The organism is Novosphingobium sp. CECT 9465, from assembly GCF_920987055.1.
In the GTDB taxonomy this organism is placed as follows: Bacteria; Pseudomonadota; Alphaproteobacteria; order Sphingomonadales; family Sphingomonadaceae; genus Novosphingobium.
The window spans coordinates 660,855-683,517 of record NZ_CAKLBX010000001.1; the positions used below are offsets into that span (position 1 = coordinate 660,855).

23 protein-coding genes are annotated in these 22,663 nt (G+C 62.4%); 16 read left to right on the top strand and 7 right to left on the bottom strand.

Annotated features, from left to right (window positions below; all coding sequences use genetic code 11):
• Positions 1 to 11: 11 nt before the first annotated feature.
• A complete protein-coding gene (locus LUA85_RS03215; protein ID WP_231466895.1) occupies positions 12 to 1,073 on the bottom strand; it encodes a 4-oxalomesaconate tautomerase in 1,062 nt (353 codons plus the stop codon).
• Positions 1,066 to 1,740: a 4-carboxy-4-hydroxy-2-oxoadipate aldolase/oxaloacetate decarboxylase gene (gene ligK / locus LUA85_RS03220; RefSeq protein ID WP_231466896.1), complete on the bottom strand. Its 675-nt coding sequence runs from the start codon at positions 1,738 to 1,740 to the stop codon at positions 1,066 to 1,068. The genes LUA85_RS03215 and ligK overlap by 8 nt, the downstream gene beginning before the upstream one ends.
• A gap of 105 nt (positions 1,741 to 1,845) precedes the next feature.
• Between ligK and LUA85_RS03225 the strand changes: the two genes are divergently transcribed.
• From LUA85_RS03225 to LUA85_RS03265, 9 genes are all read left to right on the top strand, one after another.
• The gene (locus LUA85_RS03225; RefSeq protein ID WP_231466897.1) at positions 1,846 to 2,997 is read left to right on the top strand and encodes a LysR family transcriptional regulator; all 1,152 of its coding nucleotides are present in this window, start codon (positions 1,846 to 1,848) and stop codon (positions 2,995 to 2,997) included.
• A 62-nt stretch (positions 2,998 to 3,059) separates the two neighbouring features.
• Entirely contained in the window at positions 3,060 to 3,899 is an 840-nt protein-coding gene (locus LUA85_RS03230) for an NAD(P)-dependent oxidoreductase (RefSeq protein WP_231466898.1), read from the top strand.
• A complete protein-coding gene (locus LUA85_RS03235; RefSeq protein WP_231466899.1) occupies positions 3,896 to 4,921 on the top strand; it encodes an amidohydrolase family protein in 1,026 nt (341 codons plus the stop codon). Before LUA85_RS03230 ends, LUA85_RS03235 begins: the two co-directional genes overlap by 4 nt.
• Positions 4,918 to 5,364 (top strand): protocatechuate 4,5-dioxygenase subunit alpha, encoded by a 447-nt coding sequence (gene ligA / locus LUA85_RS03240; protein ID WP_231466900.1) that lies wholly within the window; start codon positions 4,918 to 4,920, stop codon positions 5,362 to 5,364. Before LUA85_RS03235 ends, ligA begins: the two co-directional genes overlap by 4 nt.
• 1 nt (position 5,365) lies before the next feature.
• A complete protein-coding gene (locus LUA85_RS03245; RefSeq protein ID WP_231466901.1) occupies positions 5,366 to 6,208 on the top strand; it encodes a class III extradiol dioxygenase subunit beta in 843 nt (280 codons plus the stop codon).
• A gap of 135 nt (positions 6,209 to 6,343) precedes the next feature.
• On the top strand, positions 6,344 to 7,288 hold the full coding sequence (locus LUA85_RS03250) for a Gfo/Idh/MocA family oxidoreductase (protein WP_231466902.1): 945 nt from the start codon (positions 6,344 to 6,346) through the stop codon (positions 7,286 to 7,288).
• A gap of 89 nt (positions 7,289 to 7,377) precedes the next feature.
• Positions 7,378 to 8,169, top strand: coding sequence for a CmcJ/NvfI family oxidoreductase (locus LUA85_RS03255; protein ID WP_231466903.1), 792 nt, complete (start codon positions 7,378 to 7,380; stop codon positions 8,167 to 8,169).
• Positions 8,170 to 8,219: 50 nt separating this feature from the next.
• Positions 8,220 to 9,704 (top strand): carotenoid oxygenase family protein, encoded by a 1,485-nt coding sequence (locus LUA85_RS03260; RefSeq protein ID WP_371823639.1) that lies wholly within the window; start codon positions 8,220 to 8,222, stop codon positions 9,702 to 9,704.
• Positions 9,701 to 10,624, top strand: coding sequence for an NAD(P)H-binding protein (locus tag LUA85_RS03265; RefSeq protein WP_231466904.1), 924 nt, complete (start codon positions 9,701 to 9,703; stop codon positions 10,622 to 10,624). Before LUA85_RS03260 ends, LUA85_RS03265 begins: the two co-directional genes overlap by 4 nt.
• Before the next feature lie 11 nt (positions 10,625 to 10,635).
• Here LUA85_RS03265 and LUA85_RS03270 read toward each other — a convergent pair whose 3' ends face one another.
• Both LUA85_RS03270 and LUA85_RS03275 read right to left on the bottom strand, forming a co-directional pair.
• Entirely contained in the window at positions 10,636 to 11,010 is a 375-nt protein-coding gene (locus tag LUA85_RS03270; RefSeq protein WP_231466905.1) for a Rap1a/Tai family immunity protein, read from the bottom strand.
• A 108-nt stretch (positions 11,011 to 11,118) separates the two neighbouring features.
• Positions 11,119 to 12,000, bottom strand: coding sequence for a dienelactone hydrolase family protein (locus LUA85_RS03275; protein ID WP_231466906.1), 882 nt, complete (start codon positions 11,998 to 12,000; stop codon positions 11,119 to 11,121).
• A gap of 159 nt (positions 12,001 to 12,159) precedes the next feature.
• On the opposite strand from LUA85_RS03275, the gene LUA85_RS03280 reads away from it, so the two are divergent.
• The gene (locus LUA85_RS03280; RefSeq protein ID WP_231466907.1) at positions 12,160 to 12,879 is read left to right on the top strand and encodes a nuclear transport factor 2 family protein; all 720 of its coding nucleotides are present in this window, start codon (positions 12,160 to 12,162) and stop codon (positions 12,877 to 12,879) included.
• Between the two features lie 9 nt (positions 12,880 to 12,888).
• On the opposite strand, the gene LUA85_RS03285 is transcribed toward LUA85_RS03280, so the two are convergent.
• Entirely contained in the window at positions 12,889 to 13,380 is a 492-nt protein-coding gene (locus LUA85_RS03285) for a MarR family winged helix-turn-helix transcriptional regulator (protein ID WP_231466908.1), read from the bottom strand.
• 175 nt (positions 13,381 to 13,555) lie between these two features.
• Here LUA85_RS03285 and LUA85_RS03290 point away from each other — a divergent pair, with 175 nt between their 5' ends.
• Together LUA85_RS03290 and LUA85_RS03295 are read left to right on the top strand one after the other, a co-directional pair.
• Positions 13,556 to 15,937, top strand: coding sequence for a TonB-dependent receptor (locus tag LUA85_RS03290; RefSeq protein WP_231466909.1), 2,382 nt, complete (start codon positions 13,556 to 13,558; stop codon positions 15,935 to 15,937).
• A 133-nt stretch (positions 15,938 to 16,070) separates the two neighbouring features.
• Positions 16,071 to 17,540, top strand: coding sequence for an aldehyde dehydrogenase (locus LUA85_RS03295; protein ID WP_231466910.1), 1,470 nt, complete (start codon positions 16,071 to 16,073; stop codon positions 17,538 to 17,540).
• A 51-nt stretch (positions 17,541 to 17,591) separates the two neighbouring features.
• Here the strand turns inward: LUA85_RS03295 and LUA85_RS03300 are convergent, their stop codons facing one another.
• Positions 17,592 to 18,248, bottom strand: a complete 657-nt coding sequence (locus LUA85_RS03300; RefSeq protein ID WP_231466911.1) for an alpha/beta hydrolase — start codon at positions 18,246 to 18,248, stop codon at positions 17,592 to 17,594.
• Positions 18,249 to 18,364: 116 nt separating this feature from the next.
• On the opposite strand from LUA85_RS03300, the gene LUA85_RS03305 reads away from it, so the two are divergent.
• From LUA85_RS03305 to LUA85_RS03320, 4 genes are read left to right on the top strand one after another with little or no spacing between them, the layout of a single operon-like run.
• Positions 18,365 to 19,384, top strand: a complete 1,020-nt coding sequence (locus tag LUA85_RS03305) for a cysteine desulfurase family protein (RefSeq protein ID WP_256448213.1) — start codon at positions 18,365 to 18,367, stop codon at positions 19,382 to 19,384.
• Positions 19,381 to 20,463 (top strand): cysteine desulfurase family protein, encoded by a 1,083-nt coding sequence (locus tag LUA85_RS03310; RefSeq protein ID WP_231466912.1) that lies wholly within the window; start codon positions 19,381 to 19,383, stop codon positions 20,461 to 20,463. Before LUA85_RS03305 ends, LUA85_RS03310 begins: the two co-directional genes overlap by 4 nt.
• 2 nt (positions 20,464 to 20,465) lie before the next feature.
• Positions 20,466 to 20,798, top strand: coding sequence for a 2Fe-2S iron-sulfur cluster-binding protein (locus LUA85_RS03315; protein WP_231466913.1), 333 nt, complete (start codon positions 20,466 to 20,468; stop codon positions 20,796 to 20,798).
• A gap of 48 nt (positions 20,799 to 20,846) precedes the next feature.
• A complete protein-coding gene (locus LUA85_RS03320) occupies positions 20,847 to 22,001 on the top strand; it encodes a mechanosensitive ion channel family protein (protein ID WP_231466914.1) in 1,155 nt (384 codons plus the stop codon).
• Between the two features lie 68 nt (positions 22,002 to 22,069).
• Here the strand turns inward: LUA85_RS03320 and LUA85_RS03325 are convergent, their stop codons facing one another.
• Positions 22,070 to 22,594: a type 1 glutamine amidotransferase domain-containing protein gene (locus LUA85_RS03325; protein WP_231466915.1), complete on the bottom strand. Its 525-nt coding sequence runs from the start codon at positions 22,592 to 22,594 to the stop codon at positions 22,070 to 22,072.
• Positions 22,595 to 22,663 lie beyond the last annotated feature (69 nt).

The window sequence follows — 22,663 nt, forward strand, 5'->3', positions numbered from 1 at the left end:
GGGGTGGGCTTTTAGCTGAATACAACTCCGTCCATCAGCTTGCGCGCGGTGCGCAGCAGGGCGGCGGTGCGCACCGCTCCGCTGTCATCCACTTCCAGAACGCAGCTCATTTCGCCGGTGGGGTGCTCAACCGAAAGCAACTTGCGCGAACCGTCAGGAATTCTGGCAACGTCGGCCGCGGGCGAACCCTTGATCAGGCAGGCTGTGGCAACGCTGACCGCGCCGAGAACGCCGATGGTGGCATGCGCGCGGTGCGGTATGAAGCTGCGCACAGTTACCGCGCCGCCGTTCCGTGGCGGGGCCACCAGCATCATCTTGGGCACCGACTTTTCCTTCACATCGCCCAGATTCATCATCGGCCCGACGATCAGGCGGATCGCCTCGATCTTCGCTTTCAGGTCGGTGGCATTGTCCAGCCAGTCGCGATCCTCATAGCCGGTGATACCAAGATCGTCGGCCTTCATCACCACGCAGGGCATGCCGTTGTCGATCAGCGTTACGGCCACGCCGTTCACCAGGTCCACGGCATTGCCGGTCGGCAGCAAAGCCCCGCACGAGGAACCCGCAGTATCGCGAAACTCCAGCGGAACCGGCGCATGGCGGCCGGGCACACCGTCAATTGCGGCATCGCCCTGGTACGTCACCGCGCCGCCCGGCGTCGCCACGCTGGCCACTGCGACCTGCCCGGTGTTCTCCATGAAGATCGCAACGCGTGTTTCTTCGCCTGTCGCTTGCACCAGTCCGCGCTCGATCGCGAACGGGCCAACGCCTGCAAGGATATTGCCGCAGTTCTGCGCATCCGTGACAATCGCCTGATCGACGAACACTTGCAGAAACAGGTAATCCACGTCGATGCCATCGCGCGCAGACTTCGAAACGACCGCAACCTTGCTGGTCAGCGGGTCAGCGCCGCCCATCCCGTCGATCTGGCGTGGATCGGGCGAACCCATCACGCCCAGCAAAAAGCCGTCGCGCGCGGCGGTGTCGGCAGGCAGGTCATCCTTCAGGAAATAGCCGCCCTTCGATGTGCCGCCGCGCATCCACATGCAGGGGGCAGACAAGCCCTCAGACATACTTCAGGCCTTCCTTCTCCAGTCGCTCGCGCATCTTGTACATGTCGAGGCCGAGCACACCCGATGCCAGCTTCGCGCGCTTCTCACCCTCGTTGGCTTCGCGCGCCTGTGCAGCTTTCAGCACTTCGGCGGCATTCTCGCGCGGGATCACGCACACGCCGTCATCGTCGGCCACAATCACGTCGCCCGGATTGACCAGCGCGCTGGCGCAGACGATCGGCACGTTGACGCTGCCGAGCGTGTTCTTGACCGTGCCCTGTGCGTAGATCGCCTTGGACCACACCGGGAATCCCATCTCGGTCAGGTCGCGCACATCGCGCACACCCGCATCGATCACAAGTCCGCGGCACTGGCGGGCTTGTGCAGAGGTTGCCAGCAGATCGCCGAAGTATCCGTCTTCACATGGGCTGGTAGGTGCCAGAACCAGAATATCGTTCGGCTTCAGCTGCTCTATGGCCACATGCACCATCCAGTTGTCGCCCGGAGCTGCGCTGATCGTCACCGCGCTGCCCGCGATGCGCGCTCCTGCATAGATCGGGCGCATGTAGGACGCGAGAAGACCGGTACGATTCTGCGCTTCATGCACTGTGGCAACGCCACACGCGGCAAGGCCATCGATCACCGCCTGATCTGCGCGTTCGATGTTCTGGACGACGATACCCGACATGGCTTGCTCCCGCGAAAACTGTAGCGCTTGTCCATGCGTCCGTGATGCCGGACCAGCCAATGCAATGTTTGCCCCTCGCCATAAGGAAATGCTAAGCGATCTTTCATGGTTGAAGCTGTATTCAACATCCGTCATATCGCCGCCTTCGCGGCAACCGTTCGCCATGGCAGTGTCACGCGGGCCTCTCGCGCGGTCAATCTCACGCAGCCAGCGCTTACCCAAGCCATCGCAAGGCTGGAGGAGCACCTGGGTTGCGCCCTGTTCATACGGGGTCCTTCGGGGATGAGTCCCACCGAACCCGCGATGTTGCTGGCGCCACGCGCAGAAACGGCGCTTGCCCATGTCGGCAGCCCGCGTGTGACCGGCACACAAGTGCGCGCGTTCCTCGCGCTGGCCCGCGCCGGAAGCTATGTTGTCGCGGCTGAGGCAACGGGCCTGTCGTCGGCCTCGCTGCATCGCGCAGTGGCGGACCTTTCGGTGGCGCTTGGCCAGCGGTTGGTAGACCGCAGGGGGCGTTCGGTCATGCTGACGCCTGCGGGACAGCGGCGCGCGCGCGGTTTTGGCCTCGCAATGGCAGAGTTGCGCTCTGGCCTTGCCGAAGTGGCGGCTTGGCAGGGCAAGGCGGCGGGGCGGATCGTGGTGGGGGCCATGCCGCTCAGTCGCGCGCGCTGGTTGCCCGAAACCATCCTGCGCTTTGCCGCGCGGCATCCCGGAGTGGACGTGGCGGTGGTGGAGGGGAGCCATGCAGAGCTTTCGGGGCCTCTGCGTGATGGTGACGTGGACCTTATGCTGGGGGCGCTGCGCGATGCGAAGGCGCTGGACGATCTACGGCAGGAGGCGGTGTTCGAGGACCAGCCCGCGCTGGTGATGCGCAGCGGGCATCCTTTGCTTTCATCACGCGTCGATGGTGTGGCTCTGGCGCAGTTCCCGTGGATTTTGCCGGGCCGTGACACCCCGCTGCGGCACTATTGGGAGGGCATGATGCGCGCTGCCGGGGCAGAGCCGCCACATGTTGGGATCGAGTGCGGATCGGTGCTGACGGTGCGGCAATTGTTGCTGGGGTCCGATGCGCTGACGCTGCTTTCTCCGGCGCAATTGGCGGTGGAATTGCAGGCAGGCGTGTTGGCCGCGCTGCCCCCGCCCGCGCCGGTGACGCGCACAATCGGCATCACCACGCGCCAGGACTGGCGACCTACGGCCTCACAGGGAGCATTCGTGAGCCTGCTATATGAGGTTGCCGCGGAAGGCTTTGCATAAATTTATGCCTGCGGCGATGTTTGCATTTGTTCTGCTGGGCATCCCGACGCAGGACCGGCGGAATGGAGAGCGCAATTGCCCTGATCGGCTTCGGTGAGGCCGGGTCCACTTTTGCCAAGGCGGCAGGCTGGGAGTCTGCGGCGCTGGCGTTCGATATCAACCCGGCGCGCCATGCGGTGATGGAAGAGGCGGGGGTGGTTGCCTGTGCGACTGCGGAATTCGCGCTGTCCGATGCCGATATGGTGCTGTCGCTGGTCACGGCCGATGCCGCGCTGGCGGCGGCGCAGGACTATGCCGCATTGCTGAAGAAGGGCGCCATCTGGTGTGACATGAATTCGGTCGCCCCGGATACCAAGCGCGCTGCGGCCAGAGTGATCGAGGCGGCTGGCGGACGTTATGTCGACGTGGCGGTGCTGGCGCCAGTGGACCCTTCGCGAATGAATGTGCCGCTGCTGGTTTCGGGCGCTCATGCGGACGAGGCCGCGGCGCGGCTGCGCGAGGCTGGCTTTACCAGGACCCGCGTCGTGGGCGACGAAATCGGGCGCGCCAGCGCGATCAAGATGATCCGCTCGATCATGGTCAAAGGCATCGAGGCGCTGACCGCCGAGATGATGCTGGCGGCGACGAAGGCAGGCGTAGTGGACGAGGTTCTGGCATCGCTCGACGCCAGCGAGAAGACACAAAGCTGGTTTGCGCGGGCGGAATATAATGTCGAGCGCATGACGACGCACGGGCTGCGCCGCGCTGCCGAGATGGAAGAGTCTGCCAGGACGCTGGAAGCGCTGGGCATCGAACCGCTGATGACCAGCGGCACTGTCAAACGTCAGCGCGAAATGGCTGGAAGAACCCTCCCGTTCGTGTCGAGCGAAGGCCAGGTTGGGATTGGAGTTATGAGCGAATGACCATGATCATCGACTGCCACGGTCATTATACCGTGCTGCCCAAGGCGCACGATGAATGGCGCGAAAGGCAGAAGGCCGCGTTCAAGGCCGGGACCGAATGTCCCCCATACCCGGACATCTCGGACGATGAAATCCGCGAGACGATTGAATCGAACCAGTTGCGCCTGTTGAAGGAGCGCGGCGCGGACATGACGATCTTTTCTCCGCGCGCCTCCGCGATGGCCCCGCATGTGGGGGACCAGTCAGTTGCGGTGAAGTGGGCGCAGGTGTGCAACGACCTGATCGCGCGCGTCGTCGGGCTTTATCCCAATATCTTCGCAGGCGTGTGCATGTTGCCGCAGTCGCCCGAAGCGGACATGACCAGTTCGATTGCAGAGCTGGAGCGGTGTGTAAACGAGTTGGGCTTCATCGGTTGCAACCTCAATCCCGATCCCGGCGGCGGGCGCTTCACCCATCCCCCGCTGACGGATGAATACTGGTTCCCGTTTTACGAGAAGATGGTGGAGCTTGACGTTCCGGCGATGATTCACGTTTCGGGTTCGTGCAACCCGGCGATGCATGCCACTGGCGGCTACTATATCGCCGCCGATACCATCGCCTTCATGCAGCTGCTGGAAGGCGATCTGTTCAGCCGCTTCCCCACCTTGCGCTTCATCATCCCGCATGGCGGCGGCGCGGTGCCCTATCACTGGGGCCGTTATCGCGGGCTGGCCGATATGCTCAAGAAGCCCGATCTATCGGGCCATCTGATGAACAACGTCTATTTCGATACTTGCGTCTATCACCAGCCGGGGATCAACCTGCTGGCCGACGTGATCGAGAACAAGAATATCCTGTTCGGGTCTGAAATGGTCGGCGCGGTGCGCGGCATTGACCCTACCACGGGCTTCTATTTCGACGACACCAAGCGTTACGTCGATGCGCTCGACATCACGGACGCTGAACGCCACGCGATCTTCGAGGGCAACGCCCGCCGGGTATTCCCGCGCCTCGACGCCAAGCTGAAGGAGAGGGGCCTGTGACACAGGGAACGCCCAAGCAGAACATCCACGAATACCTTGCGGAGCTGGACGATATTCCCGGTACGCGGATCTATACCGCCGCCCGCGCCCGCAAGGGGTACTGGATCAACCAGTTCGCGATGAGCCTGATGAAGGCCGAGAACCGGGACCGCTTCAAGGCGGATGAGCGCGCCTATCTCGATGAGTGGAAAATCTCGGAAGAGGCCAAGCAGGCGCTGCTCGCGCGCGACTACAACAAGCTGCTGGACCTGGGCGGCAACGTCTATTTCCTGTCCAAGCTGTTTTCTTCCGACGGACTGCCGTTCGCCGAAGCGGTCAGCACGATGACCGACATGACCTGGCCCGAATATCGCCAGATGATGATGGACGGCGGACGTTCCGCTGAGGGCAATCGCTCGATCCGGGCCAATCTTGCCGCTGCCGCCAACAAGGGAGCCAACTGACATGGCCAAGATTACCGCTGGCGTCGGCTCCAGCCACGTTCCGCTGCTTGGCGTCGCTGTCGATCAGGGAAAGACGCGCGACGACTATTTCGGCCCGATCTTTGCCGGCTATGACTGGACGAAGCAGTGGGAAGCCGAGAGCAAGCCCGACGTCGTCATCCTCGTCTACAACGATCACGCCTCGGCGTTTGATGCGAATATCATCCCGACCTTCGCGATCGGCTGCGGAGAACACTACAAGTCCGCCGACGAAGGCTGGGGACCGCGCCCTGTGCCCGATGTCGAAGGTCATGCAGACCTTGCCTGGCACATCGCGCAAAGCCTGATCCTCGACGATTTCGATATGACCATCATCAATGAGATGGACGTCGATCACGGCCTTACCGTGCCGCTTTCGATGATGTTCGGCCAGCCTGAAAAGTGGCCGGTCAAGGTCGTGCCGCTGGCGGTCAACGTGGTTACCTATCCTGTTCCTTCGGGCAACCGCTGCTGGGCGCTGGGCGAGGCGATTGCCCGCGCGGTCGAAAGCTACCCCGAAGACCTCAACGTGCAGATCTGGGGCACCGGGGGCATGAGCCACCAGCTTCAGGGACCGCGCGCCGGGCTGCTGAACCGCGAGTGGGATAACAAGTTCCTTGATATGCTCGAAGCCGATGACGATGCCGTCCGCTTCATCCCGCACATCGAATATCTGCGCGAAACCGGCTCAGAAGGCATCGAAATGGTGATGTGGCTGATCATGCGCGGCGCGCTGGGCCATAAGGTGAAGACCTTGCACCGCCACTATCACATCCCTTGCAGCAATACGGCCATCGGCCACATCGTGCTCGAACCTGCGGACTGAATCTTGGCCCCTCCCGCTTGCGGGAGGGGCCGGGGGTGGGCCGTTCCGCCTCCATCGCTAAACAACCAGCCCGCTATCGCGGGTGCCCACCCCTGACCCCTCCCGCAAGCGGGATGGGAAGTATGGAGAAACCCCATGCGTATTGCCCTCGCAGGCGCCGGCGCGTTCGGCGAAAAGCATCTCGATGGTCTGAAGAACATCGATGGCGTCGAGATCGTCTCGATCATCAGCCGCACGGCGGAACAGGCAGCCGCCGTAGCGGAAAAGTATGGTGCGAAACATAGCTCTACCGAACTTGAGGACGCGCTCGCCCGTGACGATGTGGATGCGGTGATCCTCTGCACCCCCACACAGATGCATGCCGAACAGGCCATCGCCTGCATGAAGGCGGGCAAGCATGTGCAGGTGGAAATCCCGCTGGCCGATAGCTGGGCGGATTCGGAAGAAGTGCTGCGCGTCCAACGCGAGACCGGCAAGGTCTGCATGATCGGCCACACGCGGCGCTTCAATCCTTCGCACCAGTACGTGCACAACAAGATCGTGGGTGGGGAATTCAACATCCAGCAGATGGATGTGCAGACCTACTTCTTCCGCCGCAAGAACATGAACGCCAAGGGTGAGGCCCGGTCGTGGACCGATCACCTGCTGTGGCACCATGCCGCGCACACGGTTGATCTCTTCGCCTATCAGGCAGGCAGGATCGTGAAGGCCAATGCGGTGGAAGGCCCGATCCACCCCGAACTCGGCATCGCCATGGACATGTCGATCCAGCTCAAGAGTGAAAGCGGTGCGATCTGCACCCTGTCGCTGTCGTTCAACAATGACGGGCCGCTGGGCACATTCTTCCGCTATATCGGCGATACCGCGACCTATATCGCGCGCTACGACGATCTGGTGAATGGCAAGGAAGAACCGATCGACGTTTCCAACGTCGATGTGTCGATGAACGGCATCGAGTTGCAGGACCGCGAATTCATCGCGGCAATCCGCGAGGGCCGCGAGCCGAACAGCTCGGTCGCCCAGGTGCTCGACTGCTACCGCGTACTGGGTGAACTCGAACAGCAGCTTGCCGCAGGTTGATCGATCGCAAGGCCCGCCAGCAATGGCGGGCCTTTTTCGCTGGGGGTGGGCACGGCAGACCTGCGTCAGGCAGGCTGCCGCAGGAGAGCATGATGGAAGCAGTGATCGCCTATTCGGGTCGCATGTTTGCCCGCCCGGTCTATTATGCGAATGCGCATGAAAAGGACGAGGTGGACATCATCCTCGTGCCCATGCCGATGTACGACGCGCGCCTGGCGGGCACGACCATCGACCGCGAGGGCTTTCAGATCGTCGCGCACAAGAGCGTGGTAAGCGACTTTGCCGACCGCGAAGAGGTCGCCCGCGTCCACATGCGCGAGATCGAGGAACTGGTGCAGGCCGCTACGGGTGCGGACTTCGTCCATGTGGGCGCGCCCGGCCTGCTGCGCTTTTCCGAAAGGTCGGGGAAGGCCGGAAGTCTTAACAATTCGATGCCCGCGCGCTTTGCCCACATCGACATTTCCGACGCCACGGCCTGTGCCTTTGCCGGGCGCGGCGCGGCTGGCCGGCCCTTTCTGCGTTGCGCCCATTACAATGTCTGGCGCGCCATCTCCCCGCCGCCGCAGGACGTGCCGCTGGCCTTCTGCGATGCGCGCAGCCTTTGCGCGCAAGACCTCATCGCCGCCGAAGCCGTGTTCGATGCGCCCGATCAGCCCGAATGGTCGTTCGAAGGGCTGGTGGTGGCGCATAATCCCGCACACCGCTGGCATTACTTCCCGCAGATGACCATCGACGAGGCTGTCCTGTTCAAGACCAATGACAGCGATCCCGCCCGCGCGCATCACGTGCCGCACGTGGCCTTCGATCTGCCGGATTGCCCGGCCGACGCATCCCCGCGCGTCAGCATCGAAATGCGTGCGACGGCCTATTGGTGGGCTTGATCCGATCACGGGAGATGCTACACAAATAATAACAATTGATAGGGTGAGGCATGGTCATGGGCGCGTTTCCGCAGACGATCTATTTCATGGGCGCCAATGCGCCGGTCGGTCAGGAAGTGGACCTGCGCGGGTTGAAGGTGGAAGGCGATCTCCCGCCTGAAGTGCGCGGCAGCTTCTATCGTGCCGTGCCCGATCCGGCCTTTCCGCCCAAGTTCGAGAACGACCATACGCTGTCGGGCGATGGGATGATCAGCCGCCTGTCGTTCAATGGCGATGGTACGGCCGACTTCACGATGAAGTCCGTCGAAACCGCGCGCTACAGGGCAGAGAAGGCAGCGGGCAAGGCCCTGTTCGGCAAGTACCGCAACCCTTTCACCGATGACGCGGAAGTGCAGGGCGTGGACCGCACCGTGGCGAACACCACGCCGGTCTGGCACGCCGGAAGGCTGCTGATGGCCAAGGAAGACGGCCGCCCGTACCGCGTCGATCCCATGACGCTCGCCACCATCGGTTCCTACGATTTCGGCGGTGCGCTCAATAGCGAGACCATGACTGCGCACGTGCGGATCGACGCACAGACCGGCGAGCTGTTCTTCTATGGATACGAAGCCGATGGCCCGGCCTCCGCGAAGGTCGCCTATTGCATCGTCGCGCCGGACGGCACACTCACATCCGAACAGTGGTTCGACGCGCCCTATTGCGCGATGATGCACGATTTCACGATCAGCGAGAACTACGCCCTGTTCCCGGTCTACCCGACGACCTCCGACCTCGACCGGCTGAAGGCAGGCGGCGAGCATTGGCATCACGAACCCGAACGCGATTCATGGCTCGGCGTCATGCCGCGCTATGGCGATGTGTCGGAAATCAAGTGGTTCAAAGGCCCCAAGGGCTGCCATTCATACCACATGATGAACGCGTGGGAGGATGTGGATGGGATGCTTCACTTCGACGCGTGCCTCAACAGCACCAACGCCTTCGCCTTCATCCGCGAGCCTTCGGGCATCTTCCTCCAGCCGCAGGACATTCAGGGTGCGCTTACCCGCTGGACGGTCGATCCCAAGGCGGACGGCGGCGAGGTGACCGAATCCGTGATCGGACCTCCGGGCGATTTCCCGGTGATCCCGGCGAAGATGCAAGGACAGCCCTACTCGTTCGGCTTCATGCTTTCGATGAACCCCGCGCTGCAAGGCCCGCCGCTGTTCGCAGGCCCCGTTGGCGTCAGCTTCAACATGCTGCTCCGCCTTGACGGCATGGACACGCCCGCCCCGCGGGTGACAGGCGCGCTGCCGCTTGCGCCGATGGCGGGATACAACGAACCCGTCCACGTCCCCGCCGCCGATCCCGCGCGTGACGGCTGGCTGGTGTTTATCGTCGACAGCCAAATTGGCGACGACCAGTTCCATCACGAGGCCTGGGTGGTGGATGCGGGCGACATTACGGCAGGCGCGGTTGCCAAGGTAGTGATCCCCACCCACCTGCGCCCGCAAGTGCATGGCTGGTGGGTGCCTCAGGAGCAACTGGACGCGCTGTGACCGTGGGCAGGATCGTCATCACGGGTGCGTCGGGCAATTATGGCCGGGGCGTTTCCGACCGCCTGATCGCAATGGGCCGCGCTGCCGAACTGATCCTGATCACGCGCAGGCCGGACAGGCTGGCTGAACGTGCTGCACAAGGCTGCACCGTCCGCTACGGCGATTTCGACCAGCCCGAAACGCTCGCCGCAGCGGTACAGGGGGCGAGGAAGATGCTGCTCATCTCCGGCACCCGCGTCGGCGCGCGGGTGGAGCAGCACAAGGCTGCGATCTACGCCGCCACCGCTGCGGGCGTGGCTCACATCATCTACACCAGTTTCATCGGTATCGACGATCCCGCCAATCCCGCGGAAGTGCGCCACGATCACATCGAGACCGAAGCGCTGATGAAAGCCAGCGGTGCCGCGTGGACGATGCTGCGCGATGCCCACTATGCCGATGCCATGATCCTCATGGCAGGACCCGGCGTGATGCAGACCGGCAAGTGGTTCTCAAACGCAGGCGAGGGCCGCGAGGCGATGGTCTGGCGCGATGACTGCATCGAAAGCGCCGTCGCGGTGCTGACCGGCGAGGGCCACGAGAACCGCACCTACAACATCACCGGTCCCGAACTGCAGACCTTCCGCGAAGTGACGGCAATGATGGCGGAAATGACCGGCAGGCCGCTCGAATACGTCCCACTGGATGATGACGCCCAATACGCGATGTTCGACGCCATGGGCATCCCGCGTCGTCCGCGGGACAATCACGAAGTGGGCGGCATACCGTGGAACAGTGATGACATGGTCACGTTCGGTCGCGCGATCCGCGAGGGGTTCCTTGCGCTGTGCACCGATGATGTCGAGCGCCTGACGGGGCACAGGGCGCGTTCTGTGCGCGAGATGATCGAGCAAAATCGCGCTTTCCTGGCGGGCGGTTGAGCCGGAGGATCTCAGCGCTTCTTCTTGGGCTTTGGCTTTGGCTTGATCGCGGGTTTGAGTTGGAGCGCGGGCCATGCGTCGATCACCGCTGATCGGATGATCTTTCGTGCCGGAAGAGTCCGGCTTTCGGGATGGTCGACCAGATACCTGGCCACGACATCGCGTACCTGGCCACCGGTCGCGCCCTTGGGTGTGCCAGGAGGCGCGTCGAGATAGCGTGTGCCGTCCAGCACGCCCATCACGTAAGTAAGGCATAGTGCCTGGTCGACCGGGCTGCTGGCCGAGCACATGTCATGCAACTGGTTGCCGCTCATCCATTCCGCATGCGCGGGTGTGGCAGCCCACCCAAGACCTGCGGCAAGGGCCAATTTCAGATTGCGATGCATGACGTTCCCTGTTGCGGACAATGCACTTGAAACGCTCTTCACCCAGATATCATGGGCCTGAGGTTCACGACTCGCAGCGCTTTTCAAACCGTTCGGCGCATCGCGCGTTCATAGATTGGTGGTGAACAGCGCGATCATCCGCCCCCAGGCCTTTTCCGCCTGTTCCCGGTCATAAATCGGTGCATCAAGGGTGCACCAGCCGTGCTGTGCCGGATACACCTCTATTTCGGCAGGCCGCCCTGCGGCGTCTGCGGCGGCGCGCAGAATCGTCTTTTCTTCCGGGGCACGCTCATCGTCGTTCTGGGCGATGGCGATCAGATAGGCGGCCTTGGTGCTGGCGATCAGCTTGTTCGGTGCATCGCGATCATCGCCGACAAGGCCCCCGCCGTGGAACGAGGCGGCGGCGCCCACGCGCGCAGGGTTGGCAAAGGCGGTACGCACGGTGAACGGCCCGCCCATGCAGTAGCCGCACGTTCCGATCCGCTTCTTCGTATCGACTTCCTTCTGGCGATCGAGCCACCCGACGAAGGCCGCTGCATCGGAAATCGTGCCGGCAGGCGTGATCTTGGCGATCATCGGCTTGAGCTTGGCCTGTCCCGCAGGGGTACGCCATTCCATCAGCGAGCCGAGGATCGGGGCAGGGCTGGAGCGGTAATACTGGTTGACCACCAGCACGGCAAATCCCGCCGCAGCAAGCCGCGTTCCCATAGTCATATACGCATCGCGCAAGCCCGCAATATCCGGCCACATGATCACCGCGGCGTGTTTGCCTTTGGATGGATAGACGAAGAATGCGTCGGCCTTTCCGTCGGGCGTATCGATGATCACCGTCCGGCTGGCCGTGGCAGACCCCGTCTCCTTTGCAGTCGTGCACCCCGGCAGCAGGGAAAGCGCCGCCGCGCCTGCGCTTATCGTGGCAAACTGTCTCCGGTTCGGGCCGCCGTTGCGCAACCATTGCGCGTTTTCGGCTTCGGTCATTTCATCGCACATGGGCAGCATCCTCCGAAACCCGTCCAGCGCGCAGAGTAGCGCGAGCGCGTGACGAAACAAGTCATCAATCATCACTTTCCGAGGCGCATTTTTCCTCTCGCAATCCCACCAAAATTTGTTAGTGTTGCTTACAAATATACGAGACTTGGGAGAGTCGGGATGAGTGATGCCGATACGCGTCTGGCTGCGCTTGAAGCGCGCGTGACGGAGCTTGAAGATCTGAACGCCATTCGCCGCCTGCAATGGGCCTATGGCTACTACATCGATTACAACCGTCCCGAAGAGGTTGCGGGACTGTTTGCGAAGGACGGGGCTGTCGTTTTCCTGTCGGGCGAATATCGCGGTTATGAAGGCGTCATGCGCCTTTACGGCACGTGGTTCCAGAATCTGTTTACCGGCGGCCGTCGCGGCCCCGTTCATGGCCTCCTGCTCGATCATTTCCAGTTGCAGGACGTGATCACGATCGCACCCGACGGATTGACCGCAAAAGGGCGTTTCCGGGGCATTCTCGCAGGGGGCTGGCACGATGACATCGTCGGTTCAAAGCCGGACGGTATGCCCCAGCAATTCTGGGAATCGGGCATGTACGAGAACGATTACGTCAAGGAAGACGGCGTCTGGAAGATCAAGCGGCTGGACTACCTGATGCAATGGCAGGCCGATTACGAAACTGGCTGGTCCAAGACCGTTGCGCATCTTCAGCCCGCTGTTGTGTGCTATCCTGAAAATCCCGTAGGGCCTGACGTGATCCTGCCTGAAAAGGAAGTGCGCCAGACCTGGCCGCATCGCCAGGAAGTGCCGATGAGCTTTGCTCATCCCGTGCTCGCCAAATCCTTTGCCGTCGGCGATTTCACCAGACTGCAGGAGAAGTGGCCGTGATGGCGGCGATCAACTGCCGAAGCGCCCGATCCGTGTCAGGACGGATGCTGCAACCCGGCGAAACGCTTCACGGTCGCGCGGGGGTACGCCCTTGAACAAATCAGCCCCGACAACGGCCATGGCCGGCAACGTCTGGGCAAACAATGCCCGTCCCTGTTCGGACAGGCGCACCGGCTTGCGCCTGCGGTTCGACAGGTCGAGACCCGGCTCGACCAGGCCGCGTTGCATCAGCCCGGTAATGGCACGGCTGACGTTCATCGGCGCAAGACCCATGATGTCTGACAATTCGTGGCCTGCCAGTTCGCCTTCCCCACCCAGAGCCAGTACGATCCGCAGGTCCGTGGCTGTGAGGCCCATCGGATCTGCCACGCCTTCGCGCATTGGCCCGCCGATGAAGCTGCCCAGTTTCAGAAGGTCGACGAGCAGTGCGACATCGCCGTTGCGGGCAATGTCTTCCAGCGGCGAATGCGGGTCGGGTCGCGATGGCGGCGTGTTGGTCATTGCCCGCTTCTATCGCCGCGTTGACCGTAGGGGGCAAGAGGCGAGGTGTGGACTTTTTGCATCACCCGAAATTCGCGGGAACTTGATCAAATGTTAGACTTGCAAAGCGCAAATTAGTATGTCTTACTAACAAACATCAAACCGACCCCGCAGAGGGTCATACAGGAGAGGGGATATGGCAAAAGCCAACGTCAACAATTCATTTGTGCGCCTTTTTGCTGCGGCAGGCACTGCAGCAATCGCACTGGGAATCACCGCGCCGTCGTATGCGCAGGAAGCGCAGGCCGATACAGCGCCGACGACGAACGAAATCGTCGTTACCGCACAGTTCCGCGAACAGCGCCTTCAGGATACGCCGCTGTCGATCACGGCGGTCGATGCTGCACTGCTTGCCTCCCGCAACCAGACAGACATTTCGCAGATCGCAGCACAGGCGCCGAACGTCCAGTTGACCCAGATGGGCGCTGCGTTCGGTTCTTCGATGGCCGCATACATTCGCGGCATCGGCCAGTACGATTTCAACCCGGCCTACGAACCCGGTGTCGGTATCTATATCGATGATGTGTACTATGCCACGCTGACCGGCAGCGTCATGGATCTGCTCGATCTTGACCGTGTCGAAGTGCTGCGTGGCCCGCAGGGCACACTGACGGGGCGCAACTCGATCGGCGGTGCGATCAAGCTGTTTTCGGCCAAGCCAACGGCGGGTGACAGCGGGACGGTTGAGGCCACTTACGGGTCGCGCAACCGCGTCGACCTTCGCGCGACTGCCAATTTCGAGCTTACGGAAAATCTCTTTGCGCGCCTCTCCGGCGTGTACAAGCGCCAGGAAGGCTATGTCGATCAGGTCGATTATGGCTGCGAAAATCCGGGCAATGCGCTTGGCATCGGCAGCAACGCGGCATCGCCATCGGACTGCGTCACTGCCAAGCTGGGTGAGCGGAGCTATTCGGGCATTCGTGGTTCGCTGCGCTACAATCCGGGCGACAACCTCGACTGGATCGTGACCGGCGACTACACTTATGAAAACCGCACCAACGCCGCTGGCGTCATCGGCGCAACCAATCCGGTATTGACCGGCGGCGTCGATTTCTCGTGCGGGCGCTTCTGCACATATGCCAACTTCTACATGCCCGCCGGTGGCCAGGCCACGCAGGCATACTACAGCCCGAACACGACGAAGTTCGAAGGCTGGGGCGTTTCCAGCAATCTCACCATCGGGCTTGGCGACAATCTCAACGTCCAGGCCATTACCGCGTATCGCCGTTACGATCAGGTGTTCGGCACGGATGACGATTACACGCCCTACAGCCTGATTGCCGGCGCTGGCTACAATGACCTCAGCTTCAAGTTCTTCAGCCAGGAACTGCGCCTCAACGGCCAGATCGGTGACAACATCGATTGGACCATTGGCGGCTTTTACAATAACCAGACCTCGGTCTACTTCACCCGCCAGGACATCCGCTACATCGTGCCGATCGGCAATCCGGCGCTGTTCCTGCAGTTCCAGGGTGATGATCCTGTCCGCGCCAACAGCAAGGCCGCCTTCGGTACAGTCATCTTCCGTCCCGTGGAGAACATGACCGTGACAGGCGGTTTGCGCTACACCAAGGAGCACAAGGACTATACCTTCGTGCGTACCCAGTGGGATGGCGGCACATTGACCGATATCTTCGGCGTCGGCGCGCTGAACGGCTCGAAGGCCAATTACGATGGCGACAAGGTCGACTGGCGTCTTTCGGTCGATTACCGCTTCAGCCCCGAAGTGCTCGCTTATGCAACGGTCAGCACCGGGTTCAAGGGCGGCGGCGTGACCGCGCGTCCGTTCACCAAGAATCAGGCCGTCAACGGCACGTTCGATCCTGAAACCCTGCGCGCCTACGAAATTGGCCTGAAGACCGATCTGTTTGATCGCAAGGTTCGCCTGAACCTTTCGGGCTTCTACAACGATTACAAGAACATCCAGCTTCCGATTGGTGACTGTTCGGTTCTGGATGGCTTTGCGCCGGGCACCGGACCGTTCCCATGCGCAGCCATCCAGAATGCAGGCGATGGCGAGATGTACGGTCTTGAAGCCGAATTTGCCGCCTCTCCGATCGAAGGTCTCGATATCGATGCCTCGCTGAGCTGGATTGACGGCAAGTGGAAGCGCATTGATGTGGCCGCACAGGGCGCACTGCGTGTCGAAGATCCCATCACCACGCCGGCATGGCGCGGCAGCCTGGGCATCCAGTATCGTGCCGATCTCGGCACCTCTGGCTCGATCACGCCGCGGTTCGACTTGTCCTACGTTGGCAAGCAGACCATCGGTCGCCTGATCAATGGTGGCGTGTTCGGACCTCTTGACTACAACCCGTCGATCACGCTGGGCAACGCGCGCCTTACCTGGCGGAACGAGGACGAAAACCTCTCGATTTCGCTTGAGGTGCAGAACCTGTTCGACAAGTACTACTATCTGCCGATCCGGTTCGCTGCGGTCTATTCCTTCGTTGGAACGTCGTATTCCAATGTGGGCCGCCCGCGCGAATGGGCTGTTTCCGTGCGCAAGACGTTCTGATCCGCGCAGGGCTTGACCTGAAAAAAGGGGCGGTCGGCAACGGCCGCCCTTTTTCTGTTTGCGCATATAATATCAAATGTTAGCGTTATGGCAGAAGCCGAATCCGGTCGCAGCCTTGAGAGGATCCCAAGCCATGACTCCAGAAGGCGTGAACGTCGTTCATCATGACAAGCTATTCATTGGCGGACGATGGGTGGCTGCCCATTCGGGCCGGATGATCGATCTGGTCTCGCCAAACACCGAACAGGTCGTCGGGCGCGTGGCAGAAGCTGACGAAGCCGACATGGACGCCGCCGTTGCCGCCGCCCGCCAAGCCTTCGATCACGGGCCATGGCCAGCCACGCCGCCACAAGAGCGTATTGCGGCCTTCCGCCGCATGGTTGGGCACCTTGAAACCCGCGTACCTGAACTGGCGAAGGCGTGGACCGCGCAGATGGGCGGCCTCGCCTCTTTCGCAGGCCCGATGCATGGCGGCAGCGTGATGGCGCTGGCCCAGATCACGGGCTTTGCCGAACAGTTCGAATTCGTCCAGCGTCGGCCCAGCATGGCCGCCGATACCGCGCTGATCGCCTATGAGCCGGTCGGCGTGGTGGCGGCCATCGCGCCGTGGAACGGGCCGTTTGGAATCATGGCGAACAAGGTCGCCTATGCACTGATCACCGGCTGCACGGTAATCATGAAGCCATCGCCCGAAACCCCGCTGGAGGCCTATATCATTGCCGAAGCGGCAGAGGTGGCGGGTATTCCGGCAGGCGTGGTCAATCTTGTTACCGGCCACCGCGAGGCGAGCGACCATCTCGTCTGCAACGAAGGAGTCGACAAGGTTTCGTTCACGGGATCGACCTTGGCGGGCAGGCGCATCGCCAGCGTTTGCGGCGCGCGCATGGCACGATGCACCTTGGAACTGGGCGGCAAGTCCGCCGCGATCATCCGGGATGACTTTCCCATCGACGTTGCGGCCAGGATACTGGCCGGTACGATCACCATGATGAGCGGGCAGGTCTGCGCGATGCTCAGCCGCGTGATCATTCCGCGCCATCGCCATGATGAACTGGCTGATGCGATTGCCGCTGAAATGCAGCAGGTGCGAATCGGCCACTCCGACGATCCCGCGGCGCAACTGGGACCGGTGGCGATGAAACGCCAGCTCGAACGTATCGAGATGTATATCGACGAGGGCAAGCGCAGCGCTGATCTGGTGACCGGGGGCGGACGGCCAGCGCACATGAACCAGGGCTTTTTCATCGAACCGACGCTGTTCGCCAATGTGAAAAACGACAGCCGCATCGCGCAGGAAGAAATTTTCGGCCCGGTGCTCAGCCTGATCCCGGTGGACGACGAGGAAGACGCGATCCGCACCGCCAACGCCAGTGCTTATGGCCTCAACGGTTCGGTGCTGACGACCGACGCCGATGCGGCCTATCGCATTGCCCGCCGCATCCGCACTGGCGGCGTCGGGCAAAACGGGTTGCGCATGGACTTCGGACTGCCGTTTGGCGGCTTCAAGCAATCAGGCATCGGGCGCGAAGGCGGGCCGGAGGGGTTGCTGCCCTATCTTGAAATGAAGACCATCCTGATCGACGGGATGCCGACAACGCTTTGATCGCAGTCCCACCCCCGGCCCCTCCCGCCAGCGGGAGGGGGGAAGCGTTGATCAGCGGATGGGGCAGTCCGGCGACAGGCGCATGTCGAGGTAGTTATCGACCGCGCGCATCATGTCGTCCATTTCGTTTTCAAAGAAATGGTTGGCGCGGGGCACTTCATCGTGATGGATGGTGATGTGCTTCTGCGTACGCAGTTTGTCGACCAGCTTCTGCACGGCGTTGGGTGTCACGACCGTATCGGCCGTGCCCTGCACGATGATGCCCGATGCGGGGCACGGTGCAAGGAAGCTGAAATCGTACATGTTGGCGGGCGGGGCGACCGAGATGAAGCCGCGGATTTCCGGGCGGCGCATCAGCAACTGCATGCCGATCAGCGCGCCGAACGAATAGCCTGCGATCCATGTGGTGCTGGCTTCGGGGTGGATCGACTGGACCCAATCCAGCGCCGCCGCCGCATCGGACAGTTCGCCGATGCCGTTGTCAAAGCTGCCCTGGCTGCGGCCGACGCCGCGGAAGTTGAAGCGCAACACGGCGAAGCCGCGCGCCACGAACGTCTTGTACATCGCCTGGGTGATGCGATCGTTCATCGTGCCGCCCGCTTGCGGGTGCGGATGGAGGATCATCGCCACTGGCGCGCGCGGGCGCGAAGCGGGCTGGAAACGGCCTTCGAGACGGCCTTCGGGGCCGGGAAAAATGACTGCGGGCATTGCCTGTCCTGGTTGCCTGTGTTCTGGCCGCGACGGCGATGACTGCCGGGGCTGGGAATTGGTCAAAGGGCTATATAGAAACCAGCCTCACGAAAGCAACTTTTCCGGGATTTCCATTGCCGATCTATCTTGACCACGCTGCGACCACCCCGATCCTGCCGCAGGCGCTTGCCGCGATGGAGGAGGGATTCCGCATCTGGGCCAACCCCTCCAGCCCGCACAAGGCAGGCCGCGCGGCGCGGGCAGCGCTTGAGGATGCCCGCGCGCGGATCAAGGCGGCGCTCGGCTGGACCGGCGAGGTGATCTTCACCAGCGGGGCCAGCGAGGCGATTGCGCTGGCGATCCGGGCTTGCGTGAAACCGCTGGCGGCGGTCTCTACGGTGGAACATGAAGCCGTGTTGCGCCTGGCAGGCGATGCGGCGCGATTGTCGGTCGACGGCGACGGCGGGGTCGTCAAAGCCGAGATGGCACCGGGAGTGCTTGTCGCCGTTCAACAGGTCAACAATGAAACCGGGGTGATTCAATTTCTGACCGGGATCTGGTCGAGCGTCAATCTGGCCGGCGGACTGCTGCTGGCAGATTGCGCACAAGGCGCGGGCAAGATCGCGCTGCCCCACGCTGATCTGATTGCCATTTCGGCACACAAGTTTGGCGGTCCGATCGGCATCGGTGCCTTGCTGGTGCGCGATTGGGCCATGCTGCATCCGACCGGAGGGCAGGAGCGTGGCTATCGTGGCGGGACCGAAAACCTGCCCGGCGTGCTGGCGATGGCGGCGGCGCTTGAGGCGGGGAATGACTGGCTGGAGGACGCTGCGCGCCTTCGGTCTTGGCTGGACGATGCGATCACAAACGCGGGCGGCGAGGTGATTGCTGCCGAGGCGCCGCGTCTGCCGACCATCGGCGCTTATCGTATGCCCGGCAGATCGGCCAATGCCCAACTGATCCGCTTCGATGGCGCAGGCATCGCTGTTTCGGCGGGCAGTGCCTGTTCATCGGGTTCGCTGAAGACCAGCCATGTGCTTTCCGCGATGGGGACCGCGGGCGCGGGTGAGGTGATCCGCGTATCCATCGGACGCGAGACGACCGAGGCGGAGATCGCGCGGTTCGTGGACGTCTGGCGGGATATTCGCGGATGATCTACCTCGATTATCAGGCGACAACGCCGCTGGCGCCCGAAGCGCGCGAGGCGATGATGCCGTGGCTGGCGGGGCCGGAAACCGCTGGGTTTGCCAATCCGCACAGCCCGCACCGCTATGGCCGCGCGGCGGCGGCGGCAGTGGAGGTGGCGCGGGCGCGAGTGGCGGCGCTGCTGCCGCCGGGCGGGCGCGTGGTGTTTACCTCAGGCGCGACCGAGGCGCTCAACCTGGCGATCATCGGATCGGGACGGAAACGGCTTGCGGTTTCTGCCATCGAACATGCGGCGGTGCTGGATACGGCGCGGTTCGTCGATCCCGATGTAACTGTGCTGCCGGTGTCGGGCGAAGGGCTGGTCGATGCCGACGGTGCGATTCCCGAAGGCACCGGGCTGGTCGCGGTGATGCAGGTGAACAACGAGATCGGGACGGTGCAGCCGGTCGAGACTATCGCCGCACAGGCGCGGGCGATGGGGGCGCTGTTCCTGTGCGATGCGGTGCAGGGCGCGGGGAAGCTGGCCGCGCCGGAAGGGGCGGACCTGATCGCACTGTCCTCGCACAAGCTTTACGGTCCGAAGGGCATCGGCGCGCTGTGGGTGCGGGACGGGGTGAAACTTGCGCCTCTGATCCATGGCGGCGGGCAGGAAGGCGGCTTGCGTTCGGGCACACTCTCGCCCGCGCTCTGCGCCGGTTTCGGCGCGGCGGCGGCGCTGTGCACAAGTCTGGGTACAAGCGATGCAGAGCATGTGGAGAAGCTGTGGACGCTGGCGCGGTCGCTGTTCGAGGACTGGACGCTGAACGGCAGCGAGACGGAGCGCTGGCACGGGAATCTCAATGTGCGACTTCCCGGTCTCAACGTGGGGCGGCTGTTGTCGGAATGCCGCAATGTCGCATTTTCCGCCGGGTCTGCCTGCGCCAGCGGGTCGGGCAGGCCAAGCCATGTCTTGCGCGCACTCGGACTTTCGGACAGGGATAGCAAAACGGCGATCCGGCTAGGGTTCGGACGCTATACCGGGGAAGAGGATCTGGTTCAGGCCGCAGCGGCAATCCATGCCGCGGCGAAGGTTCAGGGAGTCTTGTAGCCATGGTCCGCGTCACCTTCGTAACCCCCCAGGGCGAAAAGATCGCCGCTGAAGGCGAAGCCGGGACGCGCCTGCTCGAACTCGGTCAGGCAAAAGGCATGCCGCTGGAGGGCACATGTGAAGGCCAGATGGCCTGCTCCACCTGCCACGTGGTCATTTCGCCCGACTGGTTCGACAAGCTTCCCGTCGCGGCCGATGACGAGGAGGACATGCTCGACCTTGCGGCGGGCGTTACGCGCACGAGCCGCCTGTCATGCCAGATCGAACTGACCGACGCGATTGACGGGCTGGTGGTGCATATCCCGGCCGAAGCGCGGGATATGCAGGGGCGTTAGCATCCGTCCCTTCGGGAACCCGACGCTGACTGAGGCTTTCCGTTAGGCATGCAAGTTTCTCCACGTGCCACGAATCCCGCTGTTTCAGCCAATCCCGAACTTCTGATCGCTGAAACCAGCGCCTGGATTGCCGAAAACTGGCTGCGCATCGCCATTGCGGCGGGCATTGCGGCAGGCATCGTCCTGCTATTGCTGACCTTGCAGAAACTGGCGCAGCGCTTGTGCCGCGAAGATGAGGCGCTGGTCAGTTGGCGAACCATTCTGGGCCGGCTCGCGGCGCGCACGCGGTTCTGGTTCATCGTCATTCTTTCGGCGCGGATCGTCGATGGCTATGCGGCCACGCCGCCGTGGCTCGATACGACCATAGGCTTCCTCTTCACCATCGGCATGACGCTACAGGCCGCAATCTGGGCGCGTGAACTGGTGCTGGGCGTGGTCGAACACAGGGCAGGCGGTGCACAGCATGCCAATGGCGCGCTGACATCCGCGCTGGGTATCATCCGCGCGCTGGTGACATTCCTTGTCTTCGCCATCGCGCTGGTTCTGATCCTCGGCAATCTGGGCGTCAATGTCGCCGGTCTGGTCGCGGGTCTGGGTATCGGCGGCATCGCAATCGGTCTTGCCGCCCAAGGCATCTTTTCCGACCTCTTTGCAGGAGTATCGATCCTGTTCGACCGGCCGTTCAAGGTGGGCGACAACATCGGTTGGGGAGAGAACCTCGGCACGGTGGAGCGGATCGGCATGCGGACCACGCGCGTCCGGCTTTTTACCGGAGAATTGCTGATAATTTCGAACAAGAACCTGCTCGACAGGGAAATCCGCAATGTGACCGTGCGCGATCACATTCGCCTGTCGTTCATCTTGGGCGTGACTTACGAGACGCCTCCCGAAACGCTGGCGCGCATTCCGGCGATGCTGCGCGAGATGGGCGAGGCGGAAAATGCCAAAGTTGCAAGGGCCGGGTTCGAAGCCTTTGGCGCAAGCTCGCTGGATTTTTCATTCATCATCGATGTGCCGGGATCCGACTGGAACATCGCTCATCCCACCCGCGATCGCCTGTTGGTAGCGATCATGCAGCGTTTTGGGGCGGAAGGAATCAGCCTGGCCTATCCTACCCAGACATCCTACACCGCAGCGCCCGATGGTACGCTGGTCATGCCCTATCCCGATGTCAGCGCTATTGCTGACAGCATGAAAGTATGATGCTCGCCGCAAACCCGCGCCGCTTTCTCATGTAAGAAAGCGGCGCGGGACCAATCAATCGGCGCCAATCAATCGGTCAGCGCATCGATCAGTGCTTTTGAAAATGCGGGAATGTCATCAGGATTGCGGCTGGTGATGAAATTGCCATCGATGGCCACCTCTTCATCGACCACGTCAGCGCCCGCGTTTGCAAGATCGGTGCGGATCGAAGGCCATCCGGTTACGGTGCGTCCGTCAAGAATATCGGCTTCGGCCAGAAGCCACGGGGCGTGGCAGATCGCGGCGATGGTCTTGCCCGCATCGTCGAAATCGTTGACGAGGTCGATGGCATCGTCATCCATCCGCAGGATATCGGGGTTCATCTGGCCGCCGGGCAGAAGCAGCGCGTCAAAGTCGTCAGCCGAAACTTCGTCGAGCGTCATCTCTACCGCCACCGCATCGCCCCAGTTCTTGTCCTTCCAGCCGGTGATCGATCCGGGCTTGAGGCTGGCTACGACCGTTTCGAAGCCTGCATCTTCCAATGCCTTCTTCGGTTCCATCAGTTCGGATTGTTCAAAGCCATCGGCCGCGAGGATGAGGACGCGTTTGGTCATGGGGATTCTCCGGGGGAAAAGGATTGTCTACCAACCGGGGCAGACAGTTCTCTTACAATTGATCGCCGA

Bases quoted from the DNA above. Each gene is read 5' to 3' on its own strand.
- LUA85_RS03320 (WP_231466914.1), top strand. From the start codon at position 20,847: ATGCAAGTTTCTCCACGTGCCACGAATCCCGCTGTTTCAGCCAATCCC.
- LUA85_RS03235 (WP_231466899.1), top strand. From the start codon at position 3,896: ATGACCATGATCATCGACTGCCACGGTCATTATACCGTGCTGCCCAAG.
- LUA85_RS03315 (WP_231466913.1), top strand. From the start codon at position 20,466: ATGGTCCGCGTCACCTTCGTAACCCCCCAGGGCGAAAAGATCGCCGCT.
- LUA85_RS03270 (WP_231466905.1), bottom strand. From the start codon at position 11,010: ATGCATCGCAATCTGAAATTGGCCCTTGCCGCAGGTCTTGGGTGGGCT.
- LUA85_RS03225 (WP_231466897.1), top strand. From the start codon at position 1,846: ATGGTTGAAGCTGTATTCAACATCCGTCATATCGCCGCCTTCGCGGCA.
- LUA85_RS03255 (WP_231466903.1), top strand. From the start codon at position 7,378: ATGATGGAAGCAGTGATCGCCTATTCGGGTCGCATGTTTGCCCGCCCG.
- LUA85_RS03325 (WP_231466915.1), bottom strand. From the start codon at position 22,594: ATGACCAAACGCGTCCTCATCCTCGCGGCCGATGGCTTTGAACAATCC.
- LUA85_RS03230 (WP_231466898.1), top strand. From the start codon at position 3,060: ATGGAGAGCGCAATTGCCCTGATCGGCTTCGGTGAGGCCGGGTCCACT.
- LUA85_RS03275 (WP_231466906.1), bottom strand. From the start codon at position 12,000: ATGTGCGATGAAATGACCGAAGCCGAAAACGCGCAATGGTTGCGCAAC.
- ligK (WP_231466896.1), bottom strand. From the start codon at position 1,740: ATGTCGGGTATCGTCGTCCAGAACATCGAACGCGCAGATCAGGCGGTG.
- LUA85_RS03310 (WP_231466912.1), top strand. From the start codon at position 19,381: ATGATCTACCTCGATTATCAGGCGACAACGCCGCTGGCGCCCGAAGCG.
- LUA85_RS03215 (WP_231466895.1), bottom strand. From the start codon at position 1,073: ATGTCTGAGGGCTTGTCTGCCCCCTGCATGTGGATGCGCGGCGGCACA.
- LUA85_RS03285 (WP_231466908.1), bottom strand. From the start codon at position 13,380: ATGACCAACACGCCGCCATCGCGACCCGACCCGCATTCGCCGCTGGAA.
- LUA85_RS03300 (WP_231466911.1), bottom strand. From the start codon at position 18,248: ATGCCCGCAGTCATTTTTCCCGGCCCCGAAGGCCGTCTCGAAGGCCGT.
- LUA85_RS03260 (WP_371823639.1), top strand. From the start codon at position 8,220: ATGGTCATGGGCGCGTTTCCGCAGACGATCTATTTCATGGGCGCCAAT.
- LUA85_RS03295 (WP_231466910.1), top strand. From the start codon at position 16,071: ATGACTCCAGAAGGCGTGAACGTCGTTCATCATGACAAGCTATTCATT.
- LUA85_RS03290 (WP_231466909.1), top strand. From the start codon at position 13,556: ATGGCAAAAGCCAACGTCAACAATTCATTTGTGCGCCTTTTTGCTGCG.
- LUA85_RS03245 (WP_231466901.1), top strand. From the start codon at position 5,366: ATGGCCAAGATTACCGCTGGCGTCGGCTCCAGCCACGTTCCGCTGCTT.
- LUA85_RS03250 (WP_231466902.1), top strand. From the start codon at position 6,344: ATGCGTATTGCCCTCGCAGGCGCCGGCGCGTTCGGCGAAAAGCATCTC.
- LUA85_RS03280 (WP_231466907.1), top strand. From the start codon at position 12,160: ATGAGTGATGCCGATACGCGTCTGGCTGCGCTTGAAGCGCGCGTGACG.